The following is a 25,778-nucleotide window of genomic DNA, read 5'->3' as shown; positions in this document are numbered from 1 at the left end:
GTGTCGCGGGCTCAGTCCCACAGGCTCTCGTAAAGGGTGACGATCTCAGCGGCGTCGGGAACGCGCGGGTTGTTGCCCGGCGACCCGGAAGCCAGGGCCTGCTCGGCCATGGTGTGGCGCACCTCGAAGAAGTGCTGGCGGTCGATGCCGAAATCCGCCGGCGTCGGCACCCGCAGTTCCTGGTTGATCGAAACCAGGGCGTCCAGCAGCTTGCGGTTGGCGTTACCGTCGTCGTCGCCGGCGCCGGCGAAGCCCAGCGCCCGGGCACAGTCCGCGTAGCGGGCGCCGGCGCTGGGGATCGAGTACTCGGTCACCGCCGGCAGCAGCATGGCGTTGGAGAGGCCGTGGGGCACGTGGAAGAAAGCACCGATGGGCCGGCTCATGCCGTGCACCAGGGCCACCGACGAATTGCAGAAGGCGACGCCGGCCAGGGTGGCGCCAAGCATCATGCCTTCGCGGGCCTCGCGGTCCTGGCCATCGTGGTAGGCGCGCCGCAGGTTGGGGCCGATCAGCCGCATGGCGGCCAGCGCTTGCTGGTCGCTGTAGGGGTTGGCCTTGCGGCTGACGTAGGCCTCCATGGCGTGGGTCATGGCGTCGATGCCGGTGTCGGCGGTGGTCCGCGCCGGCAGCGACAGGGTCAGCTCGAAGTCCACCAGGGCGGCCACCGGCATGAAGCTGGCGCCCACGCACAGCAGTTTTTCGTCGCTGTCGTCGTCGGCGATGATGGTGAAACGGGTGGCCTCGGAGCCGGTGCCGGCGGTGGTCGGTACCGCGATGATCGGCAGGGCCGGTTCGTTGACCTGCCGGGGGAAGGCGTAGTCGCGGATGTTGCCGCCATGGCGGCCCATCACGGCGATGGCCTTGGCGCTGTCGATGGGGCTGCCGCCGCCCAGGGCGACGATGGCGTCGTAGTCGCCCTGACGCACCCGCTCCACGCCGGCGGTGATCGACGAGGCGGTGGGTTCGGGCACGGTGTCGGCGAATACCTCCACCGGGATGTTCAGGGGCGCGAGCACGTCACGCACACGATCCACGTAACCCAGTTCCACCATCATCCGGTCGGTGACGATCAGCGGGCGCCGGCTTTGCAGGGTGGTGAGCACATCGGGCAGCCGGCTCAGGGCGCCGGCGCCGATTTCCATGATCCGGGGAAGAAGGATTGAGGCCATGGCGAATTCTCCTTATATCGCCGCCGGACCCTGGGGAAAGAAGGTACCGAAGCGGCTATTGGGCCATCAGGTTTATTTTTTGATCATGTATAACGATACGATATGTATCATTATTTGTAAGAGAAGCGATGTCAACCGGCGTGATGGCGCACCGTGCGCTCCTGCTCACGGGATGGCGGGCCTGGTTGGCGGGAATGGTCGGGCGGGCGGCGGCGGGATCGTTTGAATTCGCCGCGTTTTACCCCAATACTCTGACGCCAAACGCATAGTCTGGAGTCACCATGAACCCTCAGGGTGCCGCGGTTTTCCTGATCGATTTCGCCTTCAGCGTCTATATTTTCATTGTCTTGACCCGCTTCGTGCTGCAGGTGGCGCGGGCGGATTTCTACAATCCGATATCCCAGTTCGTGCTGCGTGCCACCAACCCGTTGCTGGCACCGCTGCGGCGCGTCATTCCCGGCTATCGGGGCCTGGACATCGCGTCCCTGGTGCTGGTGGTGCTGCTGATCGTGGTCAAGGCGCTGATGTTGCTGTCGATCCAGACCGGCGGTTTGCCCGCCGGTATTGGTCCGCAGTTGCTGGTGTATACGTTGCGGGAGCTGGCCACCCTGCTGCTCAACTACATCTTCTGGGCGGTATTGATCCGGGTGATTCTGAGCTGGGTGGCGCCGGACCCTTCCAACCCGATCGTGAGGGTGGTGATTCAGATCACCGAGCCGATCATGGCGCCCTGCCGGCGGTTGCTGCCGGACATGGGCGGGCTCGATCTGAGCCCGCTGATCGTGCTGCTGGGCGTGCAGTTCGTGAAGATTCTGTTCCAGCTTCACTGATCGCTGCATCGCGGCTAAAGCCGCTCCTACAAAGAACGCACCGTAGGAGCGGCTGGGCGGCGTTCCGCTTTAGCCGCGATGCTCGCCGCCCTATTCGAACGGCGGTTCGCCCTGCCAGTCGAAGAAGTCCGGCAGGTCCCGGGACACCTTATCCGGGAACACCGCCGGGCGTTTCTCCAGGAACGACATCACCCCTTCCTTGACGTCCTCGGAGCCACCCCGGGATTTCATCGCCTTGCTGTCCAGCTTGTGTGCCTCCATGGGGTGGTCGGCGCCGGCCATGCGCCAGATCATCTGGCGAATCATCGCCACCGATACCGGCGCGCTCTGCTCCACCATCTCCTTGGCCAGGGCCACCGCCGCCGGGTACAGCTCGTCGGGTTTGTGCAGTGAGCGCACCAGCCCGCGTTCCTTGGCTTCCGCGGCGCTGAACACCCGGCCGGTGAAGCACCACTCCAGCGCCGAGGAAATACCCACCACGCGGCTCAGGAACCAGGACGAGGCCGCCTCGTTGACGATGCCCCGGCGCGAGAATACGAAACCGAACTTGGCGTCCTCGGAGGCCATGCGCACGTCCATCGGCAATTGCATGGTGATGCCCACGCCCACGGCGGCGCCGTTCACCGCGCCGATCACCGGCTTGAGGCTGCGGTAGATGCGCATCGCCACCTGGCCGCCACCGTCGCGGTGGGCGTCGTCCGGGTTGGCGCCTTCGCCGCCGCGCTTCTTGTAGTCGAAGGTGTCGCCGCCGGAGGACAGGTCAGCGCCGGCGCAGAAGGCGCGGCCCTTGCCGGTGACGATCACCGCGCGCACCTCGTCATGCCGGTCGGTGAAATCGAAGGCGGCCAGCAGCTCGTCCTTCATTTCCCGGTTGAAGGCGTTCATCTTCTCCGGGCGGCTCAGAAAGAGGGTGGCGATGCCGTCGTCGTCGACGGTCAGTTCCAGGGTATTGAAAACGGGCAGTTGCATGGCGGTTCCTCGAAGCAAGCGTGATCCACCATCATTGGCCAGGCCCCGGACCCCCGCAACCGCCAGTTACGACACCGGTCCGGCGGTTTTGGTCATCGCCGGCTCTGGGCGCCGGGCGCCCGCGACGGTAGGCTTGCGGGCTTGAAATCGTTTTGGGAGAGCGCGCTTTGAACCCTGGCAGCAAACCGGACGGCATCTGGCGGTCACCGGACACCTATCCTTTCCACCTGTCCCTGATGCCCCACTACAGCCACCTGGACACCGAGCGTCACGTCAACAACGTGGCGGTGCAGAGCTTTCACCTGGAGGCACGCACCCGCCTGCTCATGGATACCCTGACGCGACCGGTGTGGTACGCCGATGATGTTCTGCTGCGACCGCGCCGTACCCTTACCCAGTTTCTGGGAGAAACCCATTACCCGCACCCGCTCACCGCCACCGCCACGGTGCTGGGGGCGGACGCCGGGCAGGCGCACCTGCGCACCGCCCTGTTTCAGAACGACGAATGCGTGGGCGTGCAGGACTGTCTGCTGGGCGCCTGGCAAGGGGACCGCTGGGTGCCGCTGCCGGACGATGTGGCCCGGGCTCTCGGCGAGCGGCCCATGGAGGCGGTCTGGCCGGCGGCGCGGCCCCTGGACGCGAACGCCTTCGCCGGCTATCCGCTGCGGGTGCCGCTGACCGCCCGCTACGCGGACCTGGACCCGGACCGGCGCCTGTCGGAACTGGCGCTGGCGCGTTACACCGAGCAGGCCCGCGCCGGCTCACTCAGTGAACTGCGTCAGCCGGAACTGGGCCTGCTGGTGGCGCGCATCGACCTGAACTTCGGTCGCTGGGATCGAGGCATGGGCGAGGTACGCCTGGCCTCCGGCCTGGGGCGGGTGGGTAATACCTCCTTCGTGCTCAGCGGCGGTATCACCGTGGACGGTGAGGCCGTGGCGGCGGCGGAGAGCGTCATGGTGTTACTGGACCGGCACACCCACCGGCCCACGCCGGTGGCCCCCTACGCGGATGCCATGGCCGCATTGAGTATCGACTGACCCCCCTATTCGCGGGGGATTCCGCGCGCCGGCGCTGCCCTAGGATGTGACGAAACAGAATCCAGTGCATGGAGAATCGTCATGTCCGTTCCTTCCTACCTTCGGCTCGCGCCCCTGGCCGTCGTGCTGCTGTCACTGGCGGGCTGCGTCAGCACCGGCGCGCCGGCGCCGGGCTATAACGCGGAAGGCGCCGCCGCCGATCAGGCGGGGCGCTTTATCGACGCCAACAACGAAAAATACATGAAGGGCGTGAGCAAGGTGGGCGTGCTGTCGTGCAATGTGATGTTCGGCATGACCACGGCGGCCTCGGCGTCCACCAGCGGTGGTTTCCGGGCCGGGGCCACCCGCGCCACCGGCACCATCAGCCGCTCGGATGTAAAGGTCACCGTGACCTATACCGCCAATGGTCTGGACCAGGGCGAGCTGCGGCGCATCGCCGACCAGGCCTGCGCCGATGCCGAAGCACGGTTGGCCGACGCCGGTTTCCAACTGGTGCCCCACGCCACCATCACGGCCAGCCCGCACTATCAGGCGATTCAGGCCGGCGGCCGTCCCAGCCCGTTCGAGCACAAGGAAAAAAGAAGCGGCACCCGCTACCTGGTGCTGGCCCGTAGCGGCGAAAGTGTCACCGACTCGCGCTATATCGGTGCCGCCGGTGGCCTGGCGCAATCCTTCAAGGCGGTGTCCGGTGACGCCGCCGAGCAACGGGCGGGCCTGCTCATGAAGGACCTGGGCATGACCGGGGTGAACATCAATCTGCTGGTGGATTTCGCGTCCCTGGAATCCGATGGGCACAAGACCTTCGCCGGCCTGGCCAACAAGAACTCGGCCAAGGTAAAAGCAGACATCCAACTGGCCGTCAGCGGCGATCTGCGCTTCCAGCCCCTTGGCGAACAGAAGTGCTGGCGGGAATACGGAAAGGAAAAGTGCATGACCCGCCTGAATCACCAGCCGGTGTTCGCCACCCGGCAGGCCGTGGCCAGCCCGAAACGCTTTTACAGCAGCATCGACAACGTCACCACCAGCGGCGACAAACTGACGTCCGGCGTGACCAAGGCCATCGGTATGCTCAGCGCCTTGAGCGGCACGTCGAGCAAGGTGGCCCGCGATATCACCCGCTACCAGGTCAACGTGATGCCCGAGGTCTATGCCACCGAGGCAGTGACGCTCTCGGACGGCCTGGCCGGCATGGCGGCCACCCGGGCCGCCGCTTCCCGATGAGTCCGAACGAACGAAAGAAGGGGTTGGGTATGCGTTCAACGAAATGGATCTTGATGATCAGGTTGGGTCTCCTGGGGGCCGTGCTGACGGTGGCGGGCTGCGGTGGCGATGGAGGTCATCACGGTGGCGCCGCCGGTGGGGAGGTGCCTTCCGGTCCCTCCGCCTCGAGCCTGGCCGGTACCGCCGCCGTCGGCGCGGCGATTCAGGCTGGCACCGTCACCGCCGAGTGCTCGGACGGCAGCGGCTTCACCAGCCCGGTGACCACCCAGGCCGATGGCTCCTGGAGCGGTGAAGTTGACGGCTCCGCCTTGCCCTGCGCGCTGACGGTAACCGGCGGCACCCCGGCGGTCACTCTGCGCGGCTACGCGGGCCAGGCCGGCACCGTCAATATCACGCCGCTGACCGACATGGTGCTGGCCCTCGCCACCGGGGCGGCGGACGGTGCCTGGATCGCCACGCCGGCCAACTGGCCGGATGCGAGTACCCTCTCGGCGAGAAAGGCCGAGCTGCTGGCGGCGATGACCGATGCCGGCTTCAGTCTGCCGCCGGGGGACCCTTTCACCCTCGCTCTTACGATCGGCGATGCCTGGGATCAGGTGCTGGACGACATTCAGGCCGCCATCGACGACGATCCGGCCATCGCCGATTACGACGCCCTGCTGGCGTTGGTGAAGGACGGCAATCTGGAGCAATTTCCGGCGGCCCCGGAGGACGACCCGGGCGACCCCGAGTTGCCCGCCAATCTGGCGGTGCTGACTGCTCATGCCGGTACCTATACGGTGATCGGTAAGGGTGAGGGCGACCCGGGTTACTGTGGCGGCTGTGGCGTCGCCAACCGCGACCATGCCCGTGGCACCGTGAGCATTTCCGCCCAGGGCGACATCGACTTCGATACCGGCATCGCCTTCCTGGTCTCGGACATCGTCACCATCTCCGACCGCACCACGCTGGCGGCGGATCGCCACGTCGCGGTGAACTTGGGTGAATCCGATGGCGACGAACGGGTGCGTCTGTACTTCAACGGCGACCTGGAAGTGATGGAGATCGTTCATGACGATGGTCAGGGCGTCACCACCCGGGCGCTGATTCAGGAAGACACGGGCAATCCGGAGCCGGGCGCGGAATTGCTCGGTGGCCACAATGGCGTGGCGGTGGCGCACGGCGGCCATGTCTGGGCCATGGAACAGCCGTTCATCGAAACGTTCATGGCGACCACCGGTAAGCGCCAGATTCGCGCCAACAACTTCGATGACGGCAACACCATCCAGGACAGCACGCCGTTCGCCGGTGAGGACCTGGCCTGGGCACAGGTCAACGTGGCCCACGCCAGCCTGGGCACGCAGCTGTGCGGACAGAACACCGGCGTTTCGCTGATGACGGTGGACATGGAGGCAACGCCGGTGGTGCAGAAGACCTGGACCGCCACCGAATGCGAATTGCAGGTGGACTATCACTTCAGCAATGGCGCCACGGAAGGGCGCATCATCAGCGCCACCCTGACCAATGACAAGGACGCGGACCAGGTCACCCTGAGCGACGGCCAGTTCCGGATCTTCATTCACACCGGCAAGGAAGGCCCGATGCCCGAGCTGTCGGACGATATTCGCCAGGTCCTGATGGTCGACAGCGGTACCCGGGAAATACGTTCCGGCTATTTCCTTCTGGGTAAGCCCCTGGAGGACGGTTCCCACCCGGACCATTACATTGATTTCGGCGCCTCGGCGGGCAGCTCCAATCCGGCGGTCGGCACCTACCACTGTGATGCGTCCTCCGCCTCGGTGAACCTGGCGATGGGTTGGGTGACCACTGGCGACCCCCTGTTCAAGTTCCGGACCTCGAACGGCGGTGACTGTACCGTGACCGTTGAACAAAGCGCGGGCCGCAAATACCGGGGCACCTACAGCGCCACCCTGATCGGCCCGAGTTTCAGCGCCTTCGGCTCTGGGTTGGCGCCGGGCGACACGGAGTTGCCGGAAGCCGAACGGACTCTGGTGGTGCACGGCAGCTTCCGCAATTTCACCACCCAGACCTTCCATGCCGGCAATCAGGTCAACGAAGGGCCGCTGGGCGGTGACGCCCACGGCATCACCCTGACCATCGACGACGGCAATACCCATTTCCAGGCCGGGGAGACCTTTTTGCTGGCCTCGGAGGTGTCGTCCAACGGCCACAATGGGTACTTCCATCGGCTGTTCGACGACCTGGATGCGCCGGACAACCAGATGCGTATGGTGTGGTCGGAGATCCCGCTGGCGGTAGGCAATTACGCCTGCAATGACGAGGTCGATGGCCTGCGGCCCACCATGACCCTGGCGACCCCGGCGAACATTCCTTATGGGGCGACCTACACCCAGTCCGGTGTTCAGAACCTCACGGAAGGAGCGTCTTGCACGATCAACGTGACCAGCGTGGATAACGGCGAGGTGGCGGGTACCTACAGCGCCACCCTGGTGGCGCGCAATATCGCCCCGGTGCTGCCCGGCGAGGATGCCAGCATTTCCGTTTCCGGGGAGTTCCGTTACCCGAACACCGGGCCCTGAGTCCTCCACCGGGGTTGCGGTAGGCGCGACTTCAGTCGCGATAGGGAGGCGGTATCCTCCTTGATCGCGGCTGAAGCCGCTCGTACGGGGATGGGGGCGGCGCTACCACAGGCAAACGGTCTTACCCTGTTTCTCCTGGGAATCCATCCACGAAAGAATGCGCCCGCCCAGCGGGCGCCCGGTGGCGTCGGCGGCCAGGGCGATGGCCTCGCGCAGGCCCTTTATATCAATGCCGGTCTTCAGGCCGACGCTTTCCAGCAGATAGACCAGATCCTCGGTGGCCATGTTGCCGGTGGCGCCGGGAGCGAACGGGCAGCCGCCCAGGCCGCCCAGGGAGGCGTCGAAGCGGCGCACGCCCAGGTCCGCCGCTTCCCAGGCCATGGCCGCCGCCAGGCCGCGGGTGTCGTGCAGGTGCACGTAGAACCGCTCGGCGCCGAAGTCGCGGATCAGCGGCCCCATGATGTCCTTCATCTGGCGCGGATTGCCGCCGCCGATGGTGTCGGCGATGGCCACCTCGTCACTGCCGGCGGCGAACATGCGCTCCGCCAGGGACTGGCTCAGGCTCACCGGTACCGGGCCGTCGTAGGGGCAGGCGAACGCGCCGGAAATGTAGGTGCGGGTGGCGACGCCGTCCTCCCGGGCCGCCGCCAGGATCGCCTCGCAGCTGGCCGCCGCCTGTTCCAGGCTCATGTTCAGGTTGCGCTGGTTGAAGGTGTCGGTGGTGGACAGCACCAGCGCCACCGTGGGGTAGCCGGCGTCGCGGGCCAGCTGGTAGCCCTTCAGGTTGGGCACCAGGGCGGTGTAACGCAGCTCCTCGCCGCGCGGCAGCCGTTCGGTGAGGGCGGCGGCGTCCGCCATTTGCGGCACCGCCTTGGGGCTGACGAAGCTCACCGGCTCCAGATAGCGAACGCCGGCGGCCACCAGGGCCTCGGCGATGCGCGCCTTGGTATCGGTGTCCACGGGGGCGGGCTGGTTCTGCAGGCCATCACGCAGGCCCACCTCGTTGATGATCGCGGTGTCGGTCATGGTGTATCCCGGTGCCTTGGAGGTCCCGCAGTGTGCCATGGCGGCGTCCGGGCGGCCACACTGGCCGGGGCCGGTCAATGGCCGCCGCTTGTTGTTATCGCAGCGGTACTCCGTTGAGTGCCGGCGGCGCTGCGGGTAGGGTCGGTGATCAAGGTACTGGAGGCTGTCATGTTCTGGATTTTGTCCGTTGTTCTGGTGGTGGTGGTGTTGATTCCCACCTACGTCACCCTGGCGTTCTATCTGGTCTGGCACTACGACCGGCGCAACTTCCCCGAGCCGGTGCTGGATCAGGCGCCGGCCACCCTGAAGGCCGGGCGCGTGCTGCGCGCCATGCTGCTGGAGGCCCTCAGCCTGACCTTTCTGGTGGCCACCTATCCGCTGCGGTTGATTCAGGACGCCTCGCCCAAGCGCGCCCGCGCCTGGGACCGGCCGCCGGTGGTGCTGATCCACGGCTACGGCGGTAACAGCGCTAATTTTCTGTGGATGCAGTGGCGCCTGCGGCGTTGGGGATTTCGCAACGTCTACGCGGTCAGTTACACGCCGCCGCACATCAATATGCGCAAGCTGTCCGGGCAGGTGGCCAGGCATGTGGAGCGCATACTGGAGCGCACCGGTGCCGACCAGGTGGACCTGGTGTGTCATTCCATGGGTGGCCCGCTGAGCCGCTACGCGATCAAGAACCTGGGCCTGGCCGGTCGGGTCCGCAAGGTCGTTACCCTGGGCAGCCCCCATTACGGATCGCGCATCGCCGCGCTGTTCCCGGCCCGGGGCGCCGCCGCCCAAATGCGCTACCGCAGCCCCTTCGTGCGGGAGCTGGCGGAAGAGGGCGAGTGCCCCGGTGGCGCCCGCTTCTTCTGCCTCTACTCGGACATGGACAACTTCGTGCTGCCCGCCGCCACCGCGGTGCTCGCGGACGCCGAGGAAAACCTGCACCTGCCCTACCTGGGGCACTGCTCCCTGCTCTATAGCCCCCGGGTGGCGCGGGCGGTGGCCGAACGTCTGCGCGCCGACTGAGGGCGCCGCTCCTCCCTCCCTGGCTCTCCCCTGTCGATTGTTGGCTTTTTGTAAGTGCGTGCACGGCGGGGTTTTCTGTCTCGAATAAAGTGGTACGTTAGTGCCACCAAGACCGTCCGGCATCCCGAGCACGGACCCCAGAACAAGAAACCGCCGTCCGGCGCCGCCGGCGTGGCGTTGGAGACAATAACCATGGCAAGGCACTCCTTCCCTCTCCCGGCCCTGTTGCTGATCACTGCTCTGGCGACGTTGAGCGCCTGTGGGGGTGGCGGCGAAGGCGCCGCCGGCAACGACGCGGCGCCCCGCATTGGCGAGGACGGCGGCGAGGTGTTTTTCAGCTATCCCTACGACGGCCAGCAACGGGTGTCGCCGAACACGCCGCTGGTGTTGCGGCTGTCGGCGCCGGTGAGCGACCCCTCCGCCGGCGACCTGCTGCTCCAGGATGAGCAGGGCAACCCGGTGCCACTGTCCGAGCCGGAGGTGGTAGGCGACGGACGCAGCCTGATGGTGCGTCCCGCCAATGGCCCGCTGCAGCCGGATACCCTTTACCGCCTGCGCCTCAACGGCCTGAGCGGCGACGATTTCTCTTTCGCTCTGCCCGGCGAGGGGATTCGTTTCCGCACCCGCTTCGAGCCACGGGGGCCCAACCAGGAACGGCGCCGCGAAGGACCGCTGCGGTTGGTGGAGATGAGCCCGGACGGCGAGCAACTGCCGGCCATGGATTTCGCCACCTGGCGCCTGCGTTTCAGCCGCCTCCTGGACACCCGCAGCCTGGTCTATGGGCAGTCGGTGCGTCTTACCCGGGGCAATGAACTGGTGCCGGCGGTGCTGCTGGCCCAGAACGATGCCATCAGCCTGGACCCGCGCCAGGATCTACAGCCCGGCGAGCGCTACACCCTGACCCTGGACGGCTCGATCCGCGCCTTTGATGGCACCACCCTGGGCGAAACCGTGGAGCGAAGCTGGGTGGCCCGGGATTCCCGGCCCCGCTCGGTGATGGTCCAGGACACGCCGGCGGGCAGCGACCGGCCGGATTCCTGCCACGCGGATGACGCCCGGCGGTCGTTGTTGTCCGGCGCGCCGCTCAACTGCGTGCCCATCGATGCCGTGCTGCTGGGCGACCGCGACGCCACCCAGCAAAGCGGCGATGTGTTCACCGAGCTGGCCTACCAGCCCAACTTCCCGCTGGTGTCGCCGCTGCGCATCGCCCGGGGCAGCCTGCTCCGGGGCAGCAACGTGAGCGTCAAGGTGGCCGGCACCGTACCCGCCGGCATCGAGACCGGCGACGTCACCGTGACCTTCCTGTCCGACGCCACCGGCTACCTGATGCCCAACCACTACAGCACCGACGACGACGCCCCCCGCCAGGTGCGCCTGTACGTGGACATGGCGATGACCGCCGAAAACCCGGAAGCCAACGGCGGCCTCAGCCAGACCCTGCTGCAGGTGGAGCTGGTGGGCCTGGTGCGCACCCGGGGCGCCAGCCTGATCATGGACGCGCTGGGAGTGGTGGAACCGGAGGTGCTGGGCCAGGAAACCGGGTTCGGTCTGCTCAGCCTGCACACCGAATCCTACCCGGACCAGACCGGCGCGCCGACGCCTATCCCCGACACCACCCCGCCGGTGCTGCAATCAATGACGCCGCTGATCAACCAGGATGGCCTGGCGCCCACCGTGAAACCCGGCGACCCGCTGGTGCTCAACTTCAGCGAGCCGCTGGACCCGGTCAGCGTGGAGCAGGCCCTGACCCTGACCCGGGCCGGCCAGGTGGAGCCGTTTGACTGGTCCCTGGACGGCGCCACCCTGGTGGTGCGCCCGCTCACCCCGCTGCGCCCCGGCGACCCGTACCAGGTCGCCCTGAATGACCGCGCCACCGATCTGGCCGACCCGTCCAACCCGCTGGTGCCGGTAAGCCGGGAGTTCCACTTGCCGGCGCTGGTGGGCGACCCGGTGGCGCCGGTGGCCACCACCACCTATCCCGGTTTCCCCTGCGCGGTGGACAAGACCACCTGGAACATCGCCGATGGAGACCATGGCGTCTGCCGGGGCGGCGGCGCCGACGATGATCACCTGCCGGTGTCGCGGCTGCCCGCCAAACGGCCGATCCGCGTCACCTTCTCCCAGGACATCGACCCGGAATCGGTGATTCTCGGCCAGAGCTGCAATGAAGGCAGCTTCCGGGTCGAGCGCGTGGTGACCGACGCCAGCGGCGCGCCGGTGATCCGCAACGACGGCGATAAACGCAAATACGACTGCCAGACGGCGGTCCCCGGCCGCCTTGAAAAGAGCGCCCGCATCCTGACCTTCGTCCCCGACCGGCCCTGGGAGCCCGGCGTGGCCTACCGCTACAAGCTGCAATCGGTGAATCGCGCCTCCGGGCAGGCCGCCGACGACTGCCGCGGCGGCGAGGCGATCTGCTCCAGCGCTGGCATGCGCCTGCAAACCGCCCTGTTGGAAGCGCCCGAACCCGACTGGGGCGGCCCGGACATGGAGATCCATTTCCGGGGCGAACCCGCCCGCGAGGGCGTGTTCCAGGCGCTGGATAACCTGCCCAGCGCCGACGTCAACGGCAACGGCCGCTTCGACGACGGCGAACCGGGCTACATCGGTGGCCAGCCGGGCTTCAACACCACCCGCCTCCAGGTACTGGGCGGCAGCGCTCTGACCCAGAACCCGCGCCTGAGCTGCGGTACTCCCGAGGCCTGTGACATCCAGGTGGTGGGCGGTCTCAATTCGGAAGTACTCGGGCCTGGCGTCTACGACGACCCCTCCACGCCCGAGGAAGAGCGCATCCCCGGGGTAAGGGTGGCGCTGCATCCGACCCTGATCCTGGCCTCCTCGGTGACGGTCAAGGCGGATGTGCTGATCGAAGGCGGCATTCCCATCGAGAGCCCCACCGGCACCCAGGTAATGCGCATGCGCTACACCTGCGCCGCCGGCGATGGCGACGGCGCCTGCGGTGACAACGACGGCCTGATCCCCGGCTGGATTCTGGAAACCGAGGATGGCCCGGAATTCCGCGCCAAAGTGGACCTGTATCTCGACGCGCCCTACCTGGAAGCGCCCCTGGGCGGCGAGCACAACCAGCACAGCTACCCGCTGACCATGGATCTGGCCGGCCCGCTCACCTTCCTGCCCAACGGGCGCATGGCGATCCAGCAATACAACCGCAACCCGATTCCGGTGAACGTGGAACTGAGCAAACTGTTGCTGTTTCTCAGCGCCAGCATCAACCTCCAGATCCCGGAAGGGGCGGTGAAACTGCAATATCTGGGCGTGCCGATAAAACGTTGACGCGGCTCAGTATTGCACCGCCAGGGAAGGCGTAGCATGGTGTCAGTGACAATCAGAAAAGGGGAGAGGCACCATGAGTGAATACGGCGCCACCGTGGCCTGGCATCTGGCTCCGGATGCCAGTTTCGACTACGACAGCTTCGACCGGTCCCATGAGTGGACCTTCGCCGGCGGTGAAGTGGTTCAGGCCTCCGCGTCACCGGAGTTCTTCGGCTCCGCCAACCGGGTCAATCCCGATGAGGCGGTGATCGCCGCCACCGCCAGTTGTCACATGCTCACCTTCCTGTCCATCGCCGCCAAGCAGCGCCTCAAGGTGCTCAGCTACGTGGACCGCCCCCAGGGCGTGGTGGAAAAGAACGAGGACGGGCGCATGGCGATCACCCGCATCGAGCTGCACCCCCGGGTGGTGTTCGACGCGGAGCCGGAACCGGCGGCCCTGAAGAAACTCCACGACGCCGCCCACCGCAACTGCTTCGTCGCCAACTCCCTGCGCGCCGAAGTGGTGGTTCAGCCCGACGACTGACCGCCCGCCCCGTGACCGGCCGGCCACGCCCGGCCGGCGACCGCGCGGCTCCGAGCCGCTAAACTGTCGCCTTCCCCGGCGGCCCGTCGCCGCTGTTCTGCCGTTGTAGAGAGGGCGCCCCATGCTTGATCAGAACGAAATCGACCTGTTCCGCGACAATGTCCGCAAGTTCCTGGAGAAGGAAGTGCAACCCCACTACGACCAGTGGGAAAAGGACGAAAAACTGCCCCGCGAACTCTGGAACCGGATGGGTGAGAACGGCCTGCTGTGCGTGGACGTGCCCGAGCAGTACGGCGGCTTCGGCGCCGACTTCCGGCTCTCCGCCGTGATGGTGGAAGAAGCCTCGCGCATGGGCTTCGGCGCCCTGGCCTCCAACCTCTCCGTGCATTCCGACATCGTTGCCCCCTACATCCTCCACCTGGGCACCGAGGAGCAAAAACAAACCTGGCTGCCGAAAATGGTCACCGGTGAAGCCGTGGGCTCCATCGGCATGACCGAACCCGGCGCCGGCTCCGACCTGCAAGGCATGAAAACCCGCGCCGAAAAAGACGGCGACGGCTATGTCATCAACGGCCAGAAAACCTTCATCACCAACGGCCAGCACTGCGACGTCATCGTGCTCGCCACCAAGACCGATCCCAACGCCGGCGCCAAGGGCGTCACCCTGTTCACCGTGGACGCCTCCCTGCCGGGCTTCTCCCGGGGCCGCAACCTGGAGAAGATGGGCCACCACGCCGCCGACACCTCCGAGCTGTTCTTCGAAAGCGTCAAAGTCGGCGCCGACCAGATCCTCGGCGGCGAAGGCAAAGGCTTCTTCAACCTGATGAACGAACTGCCCCGCGAACGCCTGATCCTGGCGCTGGGCGCCGTCGCCGCCTGCGAAGGCATGATCGACCGCACCGTCACCTACACCCAGGAGCGCCAGGCCTTCGGCCAATCGATCAGCAAATTCCAGAACACCCGCTTCGTGCTGGCGGACCTGCACGCCCAGGTCCAGGTCAACAAAGCCTTCTGCGCCCAATGCACCGACCAATACGACCGTGGCGAACTCAGCACCACCAACGCCTCCATCGCCAAACTCACCACCACCGAACTGCAAGGCAAGGTCGCCGACCAATGCCTGCAACTGTTCGGCGGCTACGGCTACATGAAGGAATACCCCATCTCCAGGGACTTCGTGGACGCCCGCATCCAGCGCATCTACGGCGGTACCAGCGAGATCATGAAGGAAATCATCGCCCGGGATATTCTCGGCCGCTGATCCGCCCTAAGCCGCCGGCGCCATGATGGTGCCCTGCGCCACGGCGCACAGGGTCTCGGCGCCGTCGTCGGCCACCGCGAACAGATCGCACCGGCATACCGCCGCCTGGCGGCCCGCGCTCTCCACCCGGGCGCGGGCCACCAGGGTGTCGCCCTTGGCCGCCTTCACGTAGTTGATCTTGAACTCCAGCGTCAGGCCGTCGCCGTACAGCGAACCACCGGCGAAGGTCAGGGCGTTGTCCGCCAGATAGCTGAGCACGCCGCCGTGGGGGCGACCGTGCTGTTGCAGGAACTCCGGTTTCAGCGCCAGGGAAAGCTGGGCCTCCCCCTCCACGAAACGATCCAGGCGCGTCCCCAGGAAACGGCTGAACGGCTGGGCCTCCAGCACGCGTTCACCCAGGGCCTGCAATTCTTGCGGTGTCATGGCAACCTCTAGGAAACAATCGGTTAGAATATGGTTCTAGAATAGGATTCTAGTATGAGCGAAGCAACCCCCATGCGGCACCGTCCCGGTGCCCGGGAGCGGGTGCTGGCGGCGGCCCTGGCCTGCGCCACCGAAAGCGGCATGGACGCGGTCACCATCGACGCCATCCGTGCCCGCAGCGGCGTCAGCGTGGGCAGCCTCTACCACCATTTCGGCGACAAACAGGGCGTGTTCACCGCCCTGTTCGTGGCCGGCGTGGAGCACTTCGGCGAAATCGCCATGGCCGCCATGGCCCGGGGCGACTCCGCCGAAGCCGGCCTGCGCGCCCTGGTCGGCGACTACCTGGAATGGATCGTGGCGCACCCGGACTGGGCCCGCTTCCTGCTCACCGCCCGCCCCCGCCTGGAAAGCCAGGCCGGCCCGCAGTTACGCGACGCCAACGGCCGCTACTTCACCGCCCTGAGCCACTGGCTCAACCGCTGGCCGGAAACCCGGCCCCTGGCCCGCCGCCCCGCCCTGGTGCTGGCCCTGGTATTCGGCCCGGTGGACTACCTCGCCCGCCCCTGGCTCGACGGGCTGATGCCCGCCAGCCCCCTGGAACACCGCGAAGCCCTGGCCGACGGCGTGGTGCGGGCCCTCCTGGGCCACTGAAGTCCACCAGTCGCGCCCCCCAGATGGGGCATGCGCCCCGGTTCCAGAGCGTGGATTATCCGGCGTATACCGTCATTACTGGGGACACCACCATGATCCTTTCTTCCTCCTTCAAACGTGGCCTCGCCGCCCTGCTCCTCGCCACCCCGGTGGCCGCGCTCGCCGTCGGCCCCGGCGCCGGCTCGCAAAGCCAAAGCAACTTCCGCGTCGGCAACTGCCAGGTCAGCAACATGCAGGTCATCTATAAACTCGACAGCCTCATGGGCGAACCCACCGTCAGCGGCTCTTACAAATGGACCGGCAACGGCAACTGCTCGCTCCCATCCTCCACCACCCTCTGGCTAAAAGTCGAAGACGGCCGCGGCGGCCGCGGCTACGTCCGGCTCTCGCCGGCCGTCCCCAAAGGCAACGCCGGCTTTGGCTACAACACCACCGGCTCCCCGGACTGGGACGAAGCCCTGTGTGGCTTCAACGGCAACCGCCGCACCAACTGCCTGCCGCCCAACGGTGCCAAAAACCTCTGGAAAAGCGGCCGCGTCACCGGCTTTAGCGTGACCTGGTAAATACCCGCCCCAGGCGGGCAGACCTTCGACCGCCGCGCGTAGCGCGAGCGGTGCCGACACCAGAACGCGGCCTCGGCCGCGTTTTTTGTGCTTTTGCGACAGGAGTTGGGTCAGGTTTGTCTGGCTTGGAGATTTCTGATTTTATCAGGGGGGTATCGCATGCTGGTTTACAAGATATGACGCCCGCGCGTTCATTGGATATTCGAGCCGGCGTCCTAATACCTGTTAGGCATACAAAGGAAACATCGTGCCATCTGCAGAATTTGAAGAGCGTGAATTTGAAACTCCGTTGTATAGCCAATTACAACATACCAGTTTGGTATGGTCCCCGGGTCAGGTGCTAGAAGGGCATGTGGGGTTCGATTACGCGGCATTATGCATGGACCCTCGAATCTGGGATATTCATGAAATTGAGGCGCCATTCGCCGGCGTTTTACTGGATGAATTGCGAATTCTTTGGCACATGAGACGGGTCAGAAGCCCAAGGCCTCTGCCAAATTTTGAATTGAACCTGTTTCTTCAAGCAAAGCGTCCAGAGCATATAAGGCGTGTGGGCAGTAAACTCAGGCAGCGAGGAATTCAGGGCCCATATTGGCGCTTCAATGTCGAACGTATTCAACAGGAACTACTTGATTCTCTGGCTAGCCAAATGCAAGGGAAAGGTCTTGTTTGTTACGCCTCACCAGCATTTCATCGGTTAGGTCAGCTATATAGCCATATTGCCTCAGGTACTATGGTTGAGAATTCAACTTTCCCTGACGCGTCGGTTTTATCCGGTCACTCAAAATGGAACTACGATCAACCTGGGAATATTGGAGTGGCCAATGTAGAGCCGAGGTACGTTGAGGGTGATAGCCTCCTCGAGCGACTGTCTTCGCTGTTGCCCGATCAGGCTCGTATGGACGAGACAGCATTTCTTGGTCATTTGAGCAGTCTTTCCGAGGTTGTGCGCTCTTGTGCTAAACGGGCTTCGCAGTTTCAGGAAGCCCGTTCAGCACTGTTCTTTCAGCGGTTGTCGTCAATTGAGAACGTGCTTGATGGGGCTGAGGAACCAGAGCCATCTGCCATTAGAAGCTTCCTTACTGTTAAGGCTTTTTGCAAATCATTTGGGCTGCAATGGTTTACGGTGGGGAGGAAGTAATATGCCTAACCAGGCCAAGCACGGCGACAGCTTTTCCATTGCGGCTTCGGCTCCATTACAAAGCCGCGCGTGTTGGCGGCGTTAAATCTGCGAGGGGAGATGGATGCCGAGCAGCCTTAAATTCCAAGAAGAGGCACAACTGGAGCAGTTCAAATCAGTTATGCAGATATCAGCAATGGCGCTAAAAAGCGCCATGCTAATAAATGGAGGTGCTGCGATATCACTGCTAACCTTCTTGGGGAATTCACAAGAACATCCAGGCATGTCGTTCTTTACTTGCGCACTAAAATTCTATATTGCCGGAGTCACCTTGTCTGCCTTAGCTACTGGGTTTTCCTACTTGGCCCAGTTCCGCTATCTCCATGAGATGAAATACCCATCGGTTAAGAGCCTCGGGAAGCATATAACCCGTCTAACCATTGCAACTGTACTGGCATCCTACCTGGTGTTTATTGGGGGAGGGCTCCAGGCGTCCAAGGGTTTTGAGCAGGGATTTAACAAGCAACTGCAACCGACCGCTAACGCGCCGGCTGAGTAAGGCGTTATGCAGCATTATGGAACTGGGAACTGAGGTTAATATATGGAAAGCGTTAAAGCCGATGCGGCTCTGTATCTGTTGACGGGGCTTCTTCAGCGTCTTGATGCTGAGCGTCCTGGCATGCTCCAGGAAATGATCGCGGGCGTTGAAGGTGATCGGGCAGCACTTCCAGAAAATATTGAAAACAGAGAGCATGTAGAGAAAATTTTTGAACAGGCATTGGAATTACTAACCCGCGCCAACACTGAATAACCAGTGCAGGCACGGCGACGCCCACTACATTGCGCCTTCGGCTCCATTCCGTGGGTGTGCATGCTGCAAGCGATATGCAGAAGATCAAAGGAAAAAATATTATGAGAAAATACATGACAGTATTATTGGCGACGGTCCTTTCGGGGTGTGCAAGCATCGATTTCAATGCCGGCGAAGACGGCGCGGTTTACTACGAGCCGGTTCCGTATCTTTTCTACGCTGTAACTGACAAATGTGTGAGTTCCGCAACTGCGGTGACATTGCCAGGCGAAAAAAGGCATCTAGACTTCAAGGCAGGGTATGGGTCTTCCAGCCTCTCTGCTGAGTTTGCGAACGGACTGCTGACTAAGGTTGGTCAAACCTCTGACTCAAATATCTCGGAAACCCTTACTTCAATAGGGACAGCGGGCATTATAAAATCAGAGGAAAGCTCCGCATGCGACCCCAAGGCAGTTTTATACCCGATTGAAAACGGCGTGCCGAATTTGAATGAACCATTGGATCTAAACCTTGGCCGGTAGCAGCCACATGTTTTGCTTGCGGTGTTATATCTAATGGGTTAGGGATGGCACGAGAAAAGAGGTGTAAGTACTGTTGGTGAGTTATTTTCATGGCTGTTGTCCTCCCGCCGGGGGAATGCAGGCGCCGTTGGGTTCCATTTAATGACCCGGAATTGACAAGCTGCCACCCGGATACTTGCGAGGGAAGTGCTAAGAAGTACGAGCTTTATTGCAATGACTGCATGGACTTTATCCCCGCCACCAGAAAGGAACAGTTGTTAGAAGAGTGTCCGGATTGCGGCAGTGATGATGTGGAGTAGATATAACAATGCCAAGCGTGCGACTAGCGCATGATGGTCGGCGTCAGCTGTATAAGGAGCAGTAATGAAACATGGAAAGGAAGCCTTAATTTTTTCTATAACGCTTTCGATAACCTCAGTGGCTTTTCTAATGGTCCCAATGGTAAAGGGGTCTTTGCCTTTTGACTCTTTATCCATACTGATTCAGGCGGCTATTTATTTCGTGCTTGCATTTTCTGGGTATTGGCTGGGCCAGTTAATTGCAGGAAAGAACATGGTGCTAAAGCCATTGTTCTGGATGGGACCACTTACCTTTGTTCTTGCACACCAAGTATCAAAATTAACCAGCCTCTACGAAGTTGCACCATTCTTACACTTCCTTTTGGTTGTATTAATGGCATTCATCGTTGGTTGGCGGCTTCCTTTGTCGCCGGCTAATGAGGTCAATCTAAGTGCCCGTAGCTAACCAAGGCGCTCAATTCGTTCGCGATCGCGTGCCGGGGCGAGATAAGGTGCGGCCCCATCAACGCGGCATCGCACAAAAAATGGGTGGATGAGATGGGCCATAAAAAGGAAGTCAATAAGCAGATCGCGCTTGGCTTTATTGTATTGGCCATTCTGGCCCTTGGTTTGTGGTCGCTGATTCCGAATCATCAGCCAGGCAATCGGGTTGAATACACACTTTCGTGGCTTGCCGTTTTTTCTATTCCGCTCTTCCTGGGTATTCACCCCATCCTATTCCGGAGATATAACAGCGCTGATCTTATAAAGGGATACAACGCGAGCGAAAGCATACGGTTTGAACAGGCTTATCTAAGCAACACTGTAGAGCAAACGGCGGTGAACGTACTTACTGTGGTCACCTTGGGTATGGTTGCTCCCCTTGGACTGATCAAGCTGGTACCGATACAGGCGATTATCTATGTGATCGGAAGGGTCCTCTTTTACTTTAGCTATCGAGCGAACCCGATGAAACGGTTCGTCGGCTTTGTTTTAGGGTACTACGTCGCGGTGGGATCATTATTGCTATCGGTTTGCTTTGTGATATCTGGAAATACGTAAAGGCCAGTGTTGAACGACACTGTAAACGTCGGCCTTGAAAAAGCGCCGCGTACCGTTTGCTGTGCTATAAAGGCGCTTCTTAATAATTATGTCAATTATAAGGAGCTTGTGGTGTCTGGTGTTAGATAAGGGGGTGAACGATATCGTAATTCTTCTGGAGCGAGGAGTGACGGGGCGTAACGAGCAGCGGCATTTCATGCCTCCCGGTACCGATGCTTAACTACGCTATGGCATACAGCAGAGGGATATAAAGATGCCCGAATCGATCTATAAAGGAATGTTGGTTGTCGCTGCTCTTTTCTTCACGGCGTTCTTTGCTGTGACCGTTTTGCCACCGCTTTTTGAGAACCCCGATGTATGGGGCGCGTTCGCAGCAGGGTTTGTGAACCCTTATTCGAGTGGCTATTCGACGGATGTGCTTGTTTGTTGGGTTGTTCTTGCTGTCTGGGTGGCTTATGAAGCCAAGGCCCATGAAGTTAAAAAGGGGTGGGTTTGCCTGCTGCTCGGCATTGTGCCTGGAGTGGCGGTTGGGTTTGCGCTGTATCTGTTGCTTCGAGCAAAGCAGATCCGGGAATTCAAGCGCGATGCATGACGAGCTGATCAAATAGATTCCAACCGTGTCTTGCGGAAAAAACCGGTAGTAAGCGGCGCGAGGATATCCTGGCTTATATGGCAAATGCAGAGATGCCCGACGAAGCGAAGCAGGCACGGTTCGGCCGTTGAGGCTGCGCTTGGTGATTCGATCATCGGCATTTACCTGTTCGGCTCCGCCGTCGTGGGTGGTTTAAGGCGCGACAGTGACGTGGATGTCCTGGTCGCGATGATTGAGCCGCCTACCTTCGAGCAAAGAAGGGCCCTGATCTCTCGATGAGCGTACCCGGCGCGGTTGGGAATACTCGGGGCGTGTGGGCATTGGAGCTGACGGTGATCACGGTGTCCGAGGTCGCGCCTTGGCGATTTCCGCCTAAGGCCGAGTTTGTATACGGTGAATGGTTGCGAGAGGACTTTGAGGCGGGAGGCGTGCCGGAGCCGGCCCGCGATCCTGATCTTGCCATTGTTCTGAAGGAAGTGATCGATGGGACGGGCGAGCGGGTTTTGACGCGCTTGTTGCCTATATGAAGAGATCGATTGAGGCGTGTCTGGTCGCCCCGTAGAGCAAATGGTTGCCACTTGGTATTGGGCTAGGCTGCTCGGGGCTTGCCTGAAGAGATTACTTTGCCCACTTCCTCCGGTGAGGCTCCAAGCGCAAGCAATGATTTCATAAGCAGATCCAAGGAGACACTCGGGTCGCCAGCTTCCATTTTCGCAACGCGAGACTGGCTGGATTTGATCAGCTTCGCCAGCTCGACCTGGCTCAGATTTTTCTTGCGTCGACTCTCTTTGAGAGACTGGCTGAGCGCCAGCTTCATCTCAATGTAGGCGGATTCTTCTGGCGTGAGTTCCAGGAACTCGTCCGCATCGCCAATTTTCCAGCCCTTTTCCTCGAGCTTCTTACGTTTATTCGCATGCATCATCATACATCCTGAATCTGGCCTTACATGTGTAGATTACCGTCTTCGGAGTTTTGCCGGTTTTCTTCTTAACAATATCCGCTATGACAATGGCATCCGTATCTATCCGGTAAAATATACGCCAGATCTTGTCGTCGTCCGTGATGCGAAGTTCGTGGCAATGAGCGCCTATGGCATGGGTCTGGAGTGCGGCATGGTCAGCGCTACACCGCGCTGCAGTTCACGCAGCAGATAACCCGCCTCTAATCTGGCGGCGGCCGAGAAAGGCGGCGTCTTTACGTATCCATGTAGCCAGATCAGTGGCTTGTCCTTGGGGCTCATGTTCGACATGCTATGTCAATTTCGACATGTCATCAAGCAGACTGAAGGCTGGGCAAGTAAAGGTGCTGATAGTTGGGGCGGCCCGGTTCTTCGCCTCAAGGCCCGCTAAGCCGCGTAGCGCTTGGCCACCGCTCTGAGCACGATGCGGCACTGGTTGTCGCCGTATTCGCGGATGTCGGCGGCGGCTTGCTCCGGGTTGCGGCCGAGGACGTTCTCCAGCAGGCGCTGGAAGATGCGTAGGGAGCCGTCGAATTCCGTGGTTTCTTCCTGCAGGGCGATGTAGGAGAAGCGCTTGAGCAGGGGGACCAGGTCCTCGATGTCGGCGGCCAGGTAGCTATTATTGGCGAACCGGCGGGTGGCGAGCTCCACGAAGCGGAAGGCCACCTGGTGGGCGCCGGGCATGTCGTCGGCCTGATAGTGGCGCTCCAGTTCCGGCAGCATGGCGGCCAGGTCCTCGATCTGGCCGGGTTGCCAGTCCCGGGCGGCGCGGGCGGCCATGTGCGAGAGCAGTAGGAACAGGAAGTCATAGAGGTCGCGGACCTGGCTTTCGGTGACCTCGCAGACCCGCGCGCCCCGGCGCGGTTGCAGTTCGATCAGGTGCCGCTTTTCCAGCAGCCTGAAGGCCTCCCGAAGTGAGTTGGTACTCACATTCAGCTCTTTCGCCAAGTCCGTTTCCGGCAGCTTTTCCCCGGGGGCCAGTGCCCCGCGAATGATCCGCTCCGCCAGATGCTCGGCGATCTGCTCGCTCAAACTTACCGCTTTCAGCGACATCCTGACTCCTCCTTTGGGTGGCCATTATCCGTTGGCGGGGCTTCTATGTCACGAATTGAGTTGTTGGACAATTCAAGAAAGGGTGGTAACGTTGCCATCGAGGACTGATAAAGTCATGGGAGACCCGCGTCCGTCATACGATGAAAACAGGACGCACCGTTTACCCCGGGTCGCCGGGGAGGAGGCCAAACGATGTTCGCCACGATGCATTCCGACACCATGCTGAAAATAAAAAAATGGGGATATCTGGGGTTCTGGGCCCTGGTGTTGCCGCTGCTGCCGTTGAGTGCCTTTATCGGCAGGGAGGCTGGCACCCAGGATTACTGGGCCTGGTTCATCTACTTCGTGGTGTTCGGCGTCATTCCGGTGCTGGACTACCTGATCGGCAAGGACCCTTCCAACCCGGACGAACAGGTACAGGTGCCTTCGCTCAGTCAGGAGCGTTTCTACACCGGGTCCCTGTTCTTGATGGGGTTCATTTGGTTGGGCGCCCTGTTTTTCGGTGGCTGGGTGTTCGTGAATAACGATTATTCCTGGCTGGGCAAGCTGGGCTGGATCGTATCCATGGGCACCGTGGGTGGCATCATCGCCATCAACCTGGGCCACGAGTTCGTGCACAAGGATCCCAAGCTGGAAAACTGGATGGGCGGTCTGCTGCTGTCGTCGGTGACCTATGCGGGCTTCAAGGTGGAGCACGTGCGCGGCCACCATGTGCATGTGTCCACGCCGGAGGACGCGTCTTCCTCACAGTACAATCAGGGGCTCTATGCGTTCCTGCCCCACGCGTTCAAGCACAACTTTCTGAACGCCTGGCGGCTGGAAAAGCAGTACCTGGAGCGCAAGGGTAAGAAAAACCTGAGCATCCACAATGAGCTGATCTGGTGGTACGGCATCTCGGCGCTGTTCGCGGTGGCCTTCGGCGTGCTGTTCGGCTGGCAGGGCGTGTTGTTCTTCTGCGCCCAGAGTTTCGTGGCCGCCTTCACCCTGGAAGTGATCAACTACGTCGAGCACTACGGTCTGCACCGTCGGGTCAAGGATAATGGCCGCTATGAGCGGGTGACGCCGGCGCACAGCTGGAACTCCAACTACCTGCTTACCAACCTGGCGCTGTTCCAGCTGCAGCGGCACAGCGACCACCACGCCTACGCCAAGCGCCGCTACCAGGTGCTGCGCCATTATGAAGAGAGCCCGCAGCTGCCCGGTGGCTACGCGGCCATGTACGTGCTGGCGCTGTTCCCGCCGCTGTGGAAGAAGGTGATGAACCCGCGGGTGGAAGCTTACTACCAGGGCGAGATGGACCAGCTGTTCCGCGACAGCCGCCGGGTGAACAACATCGCCTGATCCGGTATTTGATGCCTTGCCTGCCCCGGCACCCGATTGGGTCCCGGGGCTTTTCCGTGGCCGTTCCTATTGCTTCCAGAACAGGGGCGTGAACAGCACCAGGAAGGTGAAGATCTCCAGACGGCCGAGCAGCATCAGCAGGGTCATCATCCACTTGGCTTCCGGGGTGATGTTGGCGAAGCCGCCGCCCACCTGGCCGATGCCCACGCCCAGGTTGTTCATGGAGGCGGCCACGGCGCTCACCGCCGTGGTCAGGTCCATGCCGGTGACGGTGAACAGCAGGGTGAAGATCACCGCGATGGTGATGTAAACGCCGACGAATCCCCACACCGCCTGCAGTACCCGATCGTTGACCACGTGCTTGCCGAAGCGCAGGGCGAACACCCCGTTCGGGTAGATCAGGCGGCGCAGCTCACGCAGGCTGTGGCGGGCGATCAGCGCGGCGCGTACCACCTTCATGCCCGCCGCCGTGGAGCCGGCGCAACCGCCGATGAAGCTGGTGAAGATCAGCAGGTAGGGAATGTAACCGGGCCAGGCGGCGGCGTTGGTGCTGGTCAACCCGGTGCCGGTGCCGAAAGACGCCACCTGGAAGGCGGCGTGCCGGGCGGCCTGATCCGGGTGGTCGTGAATGTGGAAGAACATCAGGCCGATGCCCACCAGGGCGATGTACATCAGCATCAGCCCCATGAAGAAGCGGAATTCCGGGTCCTGCACATAGGTGAGCAGGGAGCGGCCGCGCCAGGCGGCGAAATGCAACGCGAAGTTCATGCCGCCGATCAGCATGAAGATCACCCCCACCCAGTCGATGGCGGCCTTGTCCCAGTACGCCATGGCGGCGTCGTGGGTGGAGAAGCCGCCGGTGGAGACGGTGCTGAAGCTGTGGCAGACGGCGTCGAACAGGCTCATGCCGGCGGCCCAGTAGGCCAGGGCGCAGGCCACGGTGATCGCCAGGTACACGTACCACAGTGCCTTGGCGGTTTCGGCGATGCGCGGGGTGAGCTTGGCCTCTTTCATGGGGCCGGGGATTTCCGCCTTGTAGAGCTGCATGCCACCGATGCCCAGCATCGGCAGGATCGCCACCGCCAGCACGATGACGCCCATGCCGCCCAGCCATTGCAGCTGCTGGCGGTAGAACAGCATCGATTTGGGCAACTCGTCGATGCCGGAAAGGATGGTGGCGCCGGTGGTGGTCAGGCCGGACACGGACTCGAACACGGCGTCGGTGAAGCCCACCGGCACGGCGTCGGAAATCAGCATGGGCAGGGCGCCGATCACCCCCAGCACCGACCAGAACAGGGTCACCACCAGAAAGCCGTCGCGGGCCTGCAGCTCGGCACGGTGGCGGAAGAACGGCAACCACAGCATCAGGCCGAGCAGCATGGAGATGGAAAACGAGGTCAGGAAGGGGCCTTCGCTGCCGTCGCCGTAATAGAACGCCACGGCTACCGGCGGCATCATGGTGAAGCTGAACACCACCAGCAGCAGGCCGAGGATTTTCGAGATCAGCGCGAAGTGCATCCC

Annotated in this window: 25 protein-coding genes and 3 pseudogenes; 20 read left to right on the top strand and 8 right to left on the bottom strand. The window is 62.6% G+C overall.

The genetic code is table 11. The annotated features are described in order from the left end of the window. Positions 1–11 precede the first annotated feature (11 nt). On the bottom strand, positions 12–1,169 hold the full coding sequence (locus tag ACLD02_RS00860) for an iron-containing alcohol dehydrogenase (RefSeq protein ID WP_410297710.1): 1,158 nt from the start codon (positions 1,167–1,169) through the stop codon (positions 12–14). A gap of 281 nt (positions 1,170–1,450) precedes the next feature. On the opposite strand from ACLD02_RS00860, the gene ACLD02_RS00855 reads away from it, so the two are divergent. Further along, a complete protein-coding gene (locus tag ACLD02_RS00855) occupies positions 1,451–1,999 on the top strand; it encodes a YggT family protein (protein WP_203104462.1) in 549 nt (182 codons plus the stop codon). Between the two features lie 90 nt (positions 2,000–2,089). On the opposite strand, the gene ACLD02_RS00850 is transcribed toward ACLD02_RS00855, so the two are convergent. Further along, positions 2,090–2,968 carry a crotonase/enoyl-CoA hydratase family protein gene (locus ACLD02_RS00850; RefSeq protein ID WP_203104464.1) on the bottom strand — a complete coding sequence of 293 codons (879 nt, stop codon included), beginning with the start codon at positions 2,966–2,968 and terminating at the stop codon, positions 2,090–2,092. Between the two features lie 167 nt (positions 2,969–3,135). Between ACLD02_RS00850 and ACLD02_RS00845 the strand changes: the two genes are divergently transcribed. The 3 genes from ACLD02_RS00845 (at position 3,136) to ACLD02_RS00835 (ending at position 7,766) form a co-directional block, all read left to right on the top strand. After that, positions 3,136–4,005 (top strand): hypothetical protein, encoded by an 870-nt coding sequence (locus tag ACLD02_RS00845; RefSeq protein ID WP_203104465.1) that lies wholly within the window; start codon positions 3,136–3,138, stop codon positions 4,003–4,005. Between the two features lie 81 nt (positions 4,006–4,086). Further along, a complete protein-coding gene (locus ACLD02_RS00840; protein WP_410297709.1) occupies positions 4,087–5,226 on the top strand; it encodes a hypothetical protein in 1,140 nt (379 codons plus the stop codon). A 53-nt stretch (positions 5,227–5,279) separates the two neighbouring features. Then, positions 5,280–7,766 (top strand): hypothetical protein, encoded by a 2,487-nt coding sequence (locus ACLD02_RS00835; RefSeq protein WP_410297708.1) that lies wholly within the window; start codon positions 5,280–5,282, stop codon positions 7,764–7,766. Between the two features lie 102 nt (positions 7,767–7,868). Here the strand turns inward: ACLD02_RS00835 and ACLD02_RS00830 are convergent, their stop codons facing one another. Beyond that, positions 7,869–8,792, bottom strand: a complete 924-nt coding sequence (locus tag ACLD02_RS00830) for a hydroxymethylglutaryl-CoA lyase (protein WP_203105390.1) — start codon at positions 8,790–8,792, stop codon at positions 7,869–7,871. A 168-nt stretch (positions 8,793–8,960) separates the two neighbouring features. Between ACLD02_RS00830 and ACLD02_RS00825 the strand changes: the two genes are divergently transcribed. The 4 genes from ACLD02_RS00825 (at position 8,961) to ACLD02_RS00810 (ending at position 14,884) form a co-directional block, all read left to right on the top strand. Beyond that, entirely contained in the window at positions 8,961–9,806 is an 846-nt protein-coding gene (locus ACLD02_RS00825; RefSeq protein ID WP_203105391.1) for an esterase/lipase family protein, read from the top strand. Positions 9,807–9,998: 192 nt separating this feature from the next. Next, positions 9,999–13,100, top strand: a complete 3,102-nt coding sequence (locus ACLD02_RS00820) for an Ig-like domain-containing protein (protein ID WP_410297707.1) — start codon at positions 9,999–10,001, stop codon at positions 13,098–13,100. Positions 13,101–13,173: 73 nt separating this feature from the next. Then, entirely contained in the window at positions 13,174–13,623 is a 450-nt protein-coding gene (locus ACLD02_RS00815) for an OsmC family protein (RefSeq protein WP_203105393.1), read from the top strand. A gap of 121 nt (positions 13,624–13,744) precedes the next feature. After that, complete coding sequence (locus tag ACLD02_RS00810; protein ID WP_203105394.1) at positions 13,745–14,884, top strand: acyl-CoA dehydrogenase family protein; 1,140 nt, start codon at positions 13,745–13,747, stop codon at positions 14,882–14,884. A 6-nt stretch (positions 14,885–14,890) separates the two neighbouring features. On the opposite strand, the gene ACLD02_RS00805 is transcribed toward ACLD02_RS00810, so the two are convergent. Further along, complete coding sequence (locus tag ACLD02_RS00805) at positions 14,891–15,307, bottom strand: PaaI family thioesterase (protein WP_203105395.1); 417 nt, start codon at positions 15,305–15,307, stop codon at positions 14,891–14,893. Positions 15,308–15,361: 54 nt separating this feature from the next. On the opposite strand from ACLD02_RS00805, the gene ACLD02_RS00800 reads away from it, so the two are divergent. The 11 genes and pseudogenes from ACLD02_RS00800 to ACLD02_RS00750 form a co-directional block, all read left to right on the top strand. Beyond that, positions 15,362–15,958 carry a TetR/AcrR family transcriptional regulator gene (locus ACLD02_RS00800; RefSeq protein WP_203105396.1) on the top strand — a complete coding sequence of 199 codons (597 nt, stop codon included), beginning with the start codon at positions 15,362–15,364 and terminating at the stop codon, positions 15,956–15,958. Between the two features lie 92 nt (positions 15,959–16,050). After that, positions 16,051–16,521, top strand: a complete 471-nt coding sequence (locus ACLD02_RS00795) for a hypothetical protein (RefSeq protein ID WP_410297706.1) — start codon at positions 16,051–16,053, stop codon at positions 16,519–16,521. Positions 16,522–16,768: 247 nt separating this feature from the next. Continuing rightward, positions 16,769–17,662, top strand: a complete 894-nt coding sequence (locus ACLD02_RS00790) for a hypothetical protein (protein ID WP_410297705.1) — start codon at positions 16,769–16,771, stop codon at positions 17,660–17,662. A 103-nt stretch (positions 17,663–17,765) separates the two neighbouring features. After that, complete coding sequence (locus ACLD02_RS00785; protein WP_410297704.1) at positions 17,766–18,200, top strand: hypothetical protein; 435 nt, start codon at positions 17,766–17,768, stop codon at positions 18,198–18,200. A gap of 42 nt (positions 18,201–18,242) precedes the next feature. Beyond that, positions 18,243–18,452 (top strand): hypothetical protein, encoded by a 210-nt coding sequence (locus ACLD02_RS00780; protein WP_410297703.1) that lies wholly within the window; start codon positions 18,243–18,245, stop codon positions 18,450–18,452. 74 nt (positions 18,453–18,526) lie between these two features. Beyond that, positions 18,527–18,973 (top strand): hypothetical protein, encoded by a 447-nt coding sequence (locus ACLD02_RS00775; RefSeq protein WP_410297702.1) that lies wholly within the window; start codon positions 18,527–18,529, stop codon positions 18,971–18,973. 363 nt (positions 18,974–19,336) lie between these two features. Then, positions 19,337–19,717, top strand: a complete 381-nt coding sequence (locus ACLD02_RS00770; RefSeq protein ID WP_410297701.1) for a hypothetical protein — start codon at positions 19,337–19,339, stop codon at positions 19,715–19,717. 92 nt (positions 19,718–19,809) lie between these two features. After that, entirely contained in the window at positions 19,810–20,313 is a 504-nt protein-coding gene (locus tag ACLD02_RS00765) for a hypothetical protein (RefSeq protein ID WP_410297700.1), read from the top strand. 253 nt (positions 20,314–20,566) lie between these two features. Next, on the top strand, positions 20,567–20,905 hold the full coding sequence (locus tag ACLD02_RS00760) for a DUF2834 domain-containing protein (protein WP_203105402.1): 339 nt from the start codon (positions 20,567–20,569) through the stop codon (positions 20,903–20,905). A 141-nt stretch (positions 20,906–21,046) separates the two neighbouring features. Further along, a pseudogene (locus tag ACLD02_RS00755) lies at positions 21,047–21,134 on the top strand (nucleotidyltransferase domain-containing protein); the annotation flags it as partial. 58 nt (positions 21,135–21,192) lie between these two features. Beyond that, a pseudogene (locus tag ACLD02_RS00750) lies at positions 21,193–21,381 on the top strand (aminoglycoside nucleotidyltransferase ANT(9)); the annotation flags it as partial. Positions 21,382–21,494: 113 nt separating this feature from the next. Here ACLD02_RS00750 and ACLD02_RS00745 read toward each other — a convergent pair. The 3 genes and pseudogenes from ACLD02_RS00745 to ACLD02_RS00735 form a co-directional block, all read right to left on the bottom strand. Beyond that, the gene (locus ACLD02_RS00745; protein WP_202552862.1) at positions 21,495–21,827 is read right to left on the bottom strand and encodes a helix-turn-helix domain-containing protein; all 333 of its coding nucleotides are present in this window, start codon (positions 21,825–21,827) and stop codon (positions 21,495–21,497) included. Next, positions 21,811–22,011, bottom strand: a pseudogene (locus ACLD02_RS00740) (type II toxin-antitoxin system RelE/ParE family toxin); the annotation flags it as partial. The gene ACLD02_RS00745 and the pseudogene ACLD02_RS00740, both read right to left, overlap by 17 nt. 239 nt (positions 22,012–22,250) lie before the next feature. After that, positions 22,251–22,916 (bottom strand): GntR family transcriptional regulator, encoded by a 666-nt coding sequence (locus tag ACLD02_RS00735; RefSeq protein ID WP_203105406.1) that lies wholly within the window; start codon positions 22,914–22,916, stop codon positions 22,251–22,253. A gap of 192 nt (positions 22,917–23,108) precedes the next feature. Here ACLD02_RS00735 and ACLD02_RS00730 point away from each other — a divergent pair, with 192 nt between their 5' ends. Beyond that, a complete protein-coding gene (locus tag ACLD02_RS00730; protein ID WP_203105407.1) occupies positions 23,109–24,257 on the top strand; it encodes an alkane 1-monooxygenase in 1,149 nt (382 codons plus the stop codon). A gap of 66 nt (positions 24,258–24,323) precedes the next feature. Here the strand turns inward: ACLD02_RS00730 and ACLD02_RS00725 are convergent, their stop codons facing one another. Further along, positions 24,324–25,775: a TrkH family potassium uptake protein gene (locus tag ACLD02_RS00725; RefSeq protein ID WP_203105408.1), complete on the bottom strand. Its 1,452-nt coding sequence runs from the start codon at positions 25,773–25,775 to the stop codon at positions 24,324–24,326. Positions 25,776–25,778: the final 3 nt, after the last annotated feature.

The organism is Alloalcanivorax sp. C16-2, assembly GCF_046507615.1.
Lineage (GTDB): Bacteria > Pseudomonadota > Gammaproteobacteria > Pseudomonadales > Alcanivoracaceae > Alloalcanivorax > Alloalcanivorax marinus_A.
The sequence above is the reverse complement of the archived record's forward strand: the minus strand, read 5'-3'. Positions and strand labels throughout refer to the sequence as shown.